This is a genomic window from Mycobacterium sp. TH-M106 (genome assembly GCF_057473765.1).
This window is the reverse complement of sequence record NZ_JBYCLE010000646.1, coordinates 1-4,954: the sequence shown is the minus strand read 5'-3', so window position 1 is coordinate 4,954 and position 4,954 is coordinate 1. Positions and strand designations below refer to the sequence as shown.

Annotated in this window: 6 protein-coding genes; 2 read left to right on the top strand and 4 right to left on the bottom strand. The window is 62.6% G+C overall.

What is annotated here, in order from left to right; all coding sequences use genetic code 11:
- Window positions 1–418: ribonucleotide-diphosphate reductase subunit beta (locus AC2VOP_RS21590; protein WP_486962861.1), on the bottom strand; the 418-nt coding region annotated here is incomplete at its 3' end.
- Between the two features lie 444 nt (window positions 419–862).
- Between AC2VOP_RS21590 and AC2VOP_RS21585 the strand changes: the two genes are divergently transcribed.
- Complete coding sequence (locus AC2VOP_RS21585; protein WP_486962860.1) at window positions 863–2,785, top strand: alkaline phosphatase family protein; 1,923 nt, start codon at window positions 863–865, stop codon at window positions 2,783–2,785.
- Between the two features lie 13 nt (window positions 2,786–2,798).
- Here AC2VOP_RS21585 and AC2VOP_RS21580 read toward each other — a convergent pair whose 3' ends face one another.
- From AC2VOP_RS21580 to AC2VOP_RS21570, 3 genes are all read right to left on the bottom strand, one after another.
- On the bottom strand, window positions 2,799–3,743 hold the full coding sequence (locus AC2VOP_RS21580; protein ID WP_486962859.1) for a TauD/TfdA dioxygenase family protein: 945 nt from the start codon (window positions 3,741–3,743) through the stop codon (window positions 2,799–2,801).
- A 155-nt stretch (window positions 3,744–3,898) separates the two neighbouring features.
- A complete protein-coding gene (locus tag AC2VOP_RS21575) occupies window positions 3,899–4,327 on the bottom strand; it encodes a PIN domain-containing protein (RefSeq protein ID WP_486962858.1) in 429 nt (142 codons plus the stop codon).
- Entirely contained in the window at window positions 4,311–4,544 is a 234-nt protein-coding gene (locus AC2VOP_RS21570) for an AbrB/MazE/SpoVT family DNA-binding domain-containing protein (RefSeq protein WP_486962857.1), read from the bottom strand. Before AC2VOP_RS21570 ends, AC2VOP_RS21575 begins: the two co-directional genes overlap by 17 nt.
- A 175-nt stretch (window positions 4,545–4,719) precedes the next feature.
- Between AC2VOP_RS21570 and AC2VOP_RS21565 the strand changes: the two genes are divergently transcribed.
- Window positions 4,720–4,954, top strand: a 235-nt coding sequence (locus tag AC2VOP_RS21565; RefSeq protein WP_486962862.1) for a nicotinate-nicotinamide nucleotide adenylyltransferase, incomplete at its 3' end; no start/stop codon positions are given.

The window sequence follows — 4,954 nt, the reverse complement described above, 5'->3', positions numbered from 1 at the left end:
CCGACCACTCGAACGCGTCGTCGATCTGGCGACTCGAGCACAGTGTGGAAAAAATCGAGCTGTAGCTCTTGGCGTGCACCGACTCCATGAACGCCATGTTGGTCAGCACCGCCTCCTCGTGCGGCGTGATCGCGTCGGCGATCATCGACACCGCGCCGATGGTTGCCTGCGCGGTGTCGAGCAGAGTCAGCCCGGTGAACACCCGGACCGTCGCCTGCTGCTCGTCGGTGGCCAGCGTCTGCCACGACGGCAGGTCGTTGGAGAGCGGCACCTTCTCCGGCAGCCAGAAGTTGCCGGTCAAGCGGTCCCATACCTGCGCGTCCTTCGGGTCCAGCAGGCGATTCCAGTTGATCGCATGCACCCGGTCGACGAATCGGGTGGTCGCTGCTCCTCCACTGGGCTGTTCCACGAGCGGCATTTGAGCACTCTCCCATCGACTTTCGATTCCGGATCTTCTACGACGACTCCGGGTCTCCGACGATACGCGCCACGATCCGGGTTGCCCAACAAGTGACCGCGTGTCGCCGCAGCTTGAGTTCCGTATCTTGATACGCGGTTCTATAAGCCGCTAGGACTGCAGCTGTGAAGGAATCCGTCTCACGGGCGATGCGCTGACCGCATAGGCAGCGCACACATCCCCAGGTGTGTCGGCTGGGTTCGGTGATGCTGAGCCCGCACGCTGAGGTATAAATGTGTAGATTTGTGTGGATACTGGTCATGCAACGTTTCTTATCCAGTGGGAGACCTGACAACGATGCGACAACTACCCCAGGGCCCCCGTGAACTACCCCCGCGAGGACACCTGCCAGCGACGGTTGATCGACGTGGCGGCATGATCCACCGCCGTCGACGTGCAGTCTGGTTGGCCGGGGCGATCAGCGCGTGTTTGACGTTGGGGTTGGGGCCGCTGGCCAATGCGCCGAAAGCCAAGGCCGATGAGTTTGACGCGATTGTTGAGCCGATCATCAATTCCATCACGGGTTCGCTGGGTGAGGTGGCTGCCGGTTCGGCGGCGGTTCCCGAGCCGGGCAGTCTGGGCTTGGATGCCACCGAGTCGACGGCGGGGGTGGGCCTGGGTTCGCTTTCTGATGTGGGCTCGGTGGCGGCGGCCAGTCCGTTTGATGCCTGGTTGCATGGGCTAGAGCAGGACTGGCTTGACAGCAGCTTTGGTCAACACGTTGACAGCGTGCTCAATGATTGGCTCAGCCAGGCTGCTCCTGCCGCCGACGCCGGGAATGCCGCGCAGCCGATGAGCCAGAACTTGCTGGTCAACGGCAACTTCGACATTGCCGACCCGTCCAGGTCGGGCTTCAGCGGGGTGACCATTCCGGGCTGGACGGAGACCGGCACCCCGACCGTGATCGAATACGGCACCCCGCGCGGTTATCCGAACGTATTGTCGTTTCCGTTCCCAAAGCTGACGGGTTACCTGGGCTTTCCGCAGGAGGCGCCCCCGGGCACCCCGGCTGGTGACGACAATTTCGCCGGCGGTGGACCGGTGGCCACGTCGAGCATCAGCCAAACCGTCGACCTCACCGGTGCGGCCGGGACGCCGTACGAGCTGAGCGCAGATCTCGGCGGCCAGGGCTTGAACTCCTCCTACACCACAGTGCAGGTCAGCTTCCTGGGCGCCGACGGGCACGTGCTGGGCACCGGCTCGCTCAAGCCGGTCACGGTATGGGATCGCCTGGGTATCACCGGGTTTCAGGAGCGTGAGATCACCGGGACGGTCCCGGAGGGCACCACTTCCGCGCAGGTGACCACGGTCTTCCACGACGAAAACCAATTCCTCGGCAACTACAATTCCGCCTACGCCGCCAACGAGTCGTTCACGGTCGGCGATCCAAGCCTCACCGCGGCGCCGCTCACCCTGCCGACGTCGGACGTCGGCCACCTGAATCACGTGTTCTTGATCTACTTGGAGAACCAGGGCGTCAAGCGGGTCGAGAGCCTCCCCACCTACGCGCCGTTCTTGAACCAGCTGATCAAGACAGAAGATTTCGCCAGCAACTACTACGCGCTGAGCCACCCCAGCAACGGCAACTACATCCGGATCATGGGTGGGTCGAGCTTCGGCATCGACTACAACGTCGACGCGGACGTCATCAATGCGCCCAGCCTCATGCAGGAAATGGATCAGGCGGGCGTATCGTGGGCCGGCTACGAGCAGGGCATTGCCCCGGGTACCGTCATAACGCCGCAAGACTCCCTCTCCGCGACGCCCTTCGGCTTCTTCAAGTACGTCTACGACAACACCCCCGCCTACCTGCAGGAACATATTTTCCCGCAGGCGGATTTGTCGAGCGCTCTGCAGAACCCGAGCACCTTCCCGGACTTCGCGTGGGTCAAACCCGACCCTCCTACCAGTATCCTTGACAAAATTTGGAACTTTATTAAAGGCGACCTCCTGAACTTCCCGTCCGGCTTGAAGAGCGAGGACCAGTACCTCCAGCAGACGGTATCCACCATTGAGAAGTCGCCGACGTGGACTGACCCGAACGAGAAGGACGCGATCATCATCACGTTTGACGAGGACAACAACGAACCGTCACTGGGCGTCGACCACTTTAACGAAGGCAACAATGTTCCGATGATCGTCATCCCGAACCAGGCCGCCGTGACGGATGGGGGGATGCAAGCCGGCCCCTTCACCACCGACACCTACTACAACCAGTACGACCTGATGTCCACTATTGCAGACGCCTTGCGTCCTGCGCCGGGAACTCTGCCCCCGCTCACCGACAACGACAAGTACGCCGAACCGATGAACGCTTTCTGGAAATAATGGCACCAAGCGTTTATAGCTGGCGCGCGGCCGGAGCGGCATTCGCCGGCGTTTCCCACCGCCCCAGCCCGTAATCTCCCTCGATGGTCGTGCGGTGCATGATCCGGCGATACTTGGGGTCGCAGCCACGGGCTTCATGCAGCACGCGCCAGTTATCCCACAGCACCATTTCGCCCGGCTGCCAGTGATGCACATAAGGCCGAATACATTTCTCCGCTTCATCCCAAATTTCCTTGAACAGTGCATCACCTTCCGGGTTTTCCATCCCCTCGATGCCACGACAGCCATACGGCGTCATGTGCAGCACCTTCTCGCCGGACTCACGTGTCCAGACCGCCGGATGAATCGCGCGGGGGAAGGTTTTCGCGGTCTCTGACACCGTAGCGCCTTTGCTTTGGATGATGCGAAAGTTTTGCGGCAACCCCCATTTTTGTCGCTCGTAATATAGATCGAGCGTGTAGATGATGTTGAGGGGTCCGGCCTTCTGCCGAATATCCGGCGCCATCCGCCTGTAGATGTCGATACCATCGGCAAAGGCCGTATCGCCGCCCTCGGGAGGGGTCTCGTCGGCCCGCAACACTCCTGCTCGGTTCAGCTCATTGTTATATGTGTGGTCGAAATGCCAAGGCTGCCATAGCATCAACGGATTGCCGTCGATTTCGACGATGGTGGCGTTCGGGTCGGTGGCGATGGTGATCACGCCGGGCATGTTTTCACGGTCATAGCGGCGTACCGTCTTCACCGGATGGTCCTTCAGCGGCCCGATGACCTCGCTGATCAACACCTGCATTTCGGCAGTCGGCTCAACCCCCTCGAAGACGATGACACCGCGGTCCTCGAAGACGCCGCGGATCCGCTGCCGCACGCCCGCGTCGTCCAAGGCTTGCCGTGTCACACCGGAGATACGCGCGCCGAAGGGAAGGTCCGCGTGCAGCGGGCTGACATTCAATGCAACCATCGATTCAAACTCCTTATCTGACCCAGGTGGCCGGGCTGATGGCTCTATTGAATCACCCCGGGTTTCATGCGCACGTTGGTGACGTGCGAGCTGCCGGACCGCTTGCTCAGGTGTCAGTATGGAATTGCTCGGCGCAGTGAGCGACCACCCAGCGGTTAGGCCAGCAACTCCACGTCGACGTCGAGCGTGCGATAAACCTCCAGGGCGCGTCGATTGCGGGTAACCAATGGGCGCCGATGTTCGTATGCGGTGGCACCGACGAGCGAGTCGTACACCGACCCACCGGCGATCCCTGCCGAACCGAGTGTGGCCAGTAGCGATGCCGCCGTAGCGGCGCCGAGAAATCTGGTCTCGGGGAACATGTTGGCAAGCAATTGCGCGACAGTCGGTGGGGTCCTGCGGGCTAGCGGTGGTAGCCGCGTCAAGACGGAGAAGGTCTCGAATGCGGCGTGGCCAGCCAGACCGAGTGATCGGCCACGCAACGCCTGGAAGGTCTGCTCATGATGGTCGTGATCGGCGACCGTCAACGCGACGGCAACGCTGGTGTCGACCAGCACCGAGGCCGCTCTACCGCTGGCCGGCATCGCGCAATGTCCGTACGATCTCGTCGTTGATCTCTGCGCCCCCCGCAGGTATGAACCAGCGTCCATCCCGCTCGTCGAGTGAGTCGCCGGCAGGCGGCTCGACGCGCAGCGCAGCGCCGTCGGCCGTTACTTCGACTTCGCCGGAGCGGAGCCCGAGCTGGTCGCGCAGCGCCTTTGGAATAACCAATCTCCCTGCCTTGTCAATGGTCGCTCGCATGCCTAGAAGCTACCGTTGGCTCGACACCACGGCCGCGAGCGTGCAGAAAACCGGCTCGACGCGCGGCGTGTCGTGCGGGGACACGCACGCTCGCGGCCGGGTGAACGCACGCTCGCGGCGGGGTGCACGCCAAGTAAGCTGGCCTATCGTGCAAAAACGGCGGCGCCTGGGCGTGATGGGTGGGACGTTCGACCCCATCCATCACGGCCACCTGGTCGCCGCCAGTGAGGCAGCCGACCGGTTCGACCTCGACGAAGTGACCTTCGTGCCGACCGGCCAGCCCTGGCTGAAGGACCGCCGGGTCACCGCGGCAGAGGACCGCTACCTGATGACGGTGATCGCCACCGCGTCCAACCCGCGCTTCTCGGTGAGCCGGGTCGACATCGACCGCGGCGGCCCCACCTACACCC

Excerpts from the sequence above, each read along its gene's own strand:
- AC2VOP_RS21580 (WP_486962859.1), bottom strand. The coding sequence starts at position 3,743 with ATGGTTGCATTGAATGTCAGCCCGCTGCACGCGGACCTTCCCTTCGGC.
- AC2VOP_RS21575 (WP_486962858.1), bottom strand. The coding sequence starts at position 4,327 with ATGCCGGCCAGCGGTAGAGCGGCCTCGGTGCTGGTCGACACCAGCGTT.
- AC2VOP_RS21570 (WP_486962857.1), bottom strand. The coding sequence starts at position 4,544 with ATGCGAGCGACCATTGACAAGGCAGGGAGATTGGTTATTCCAAAGGCG.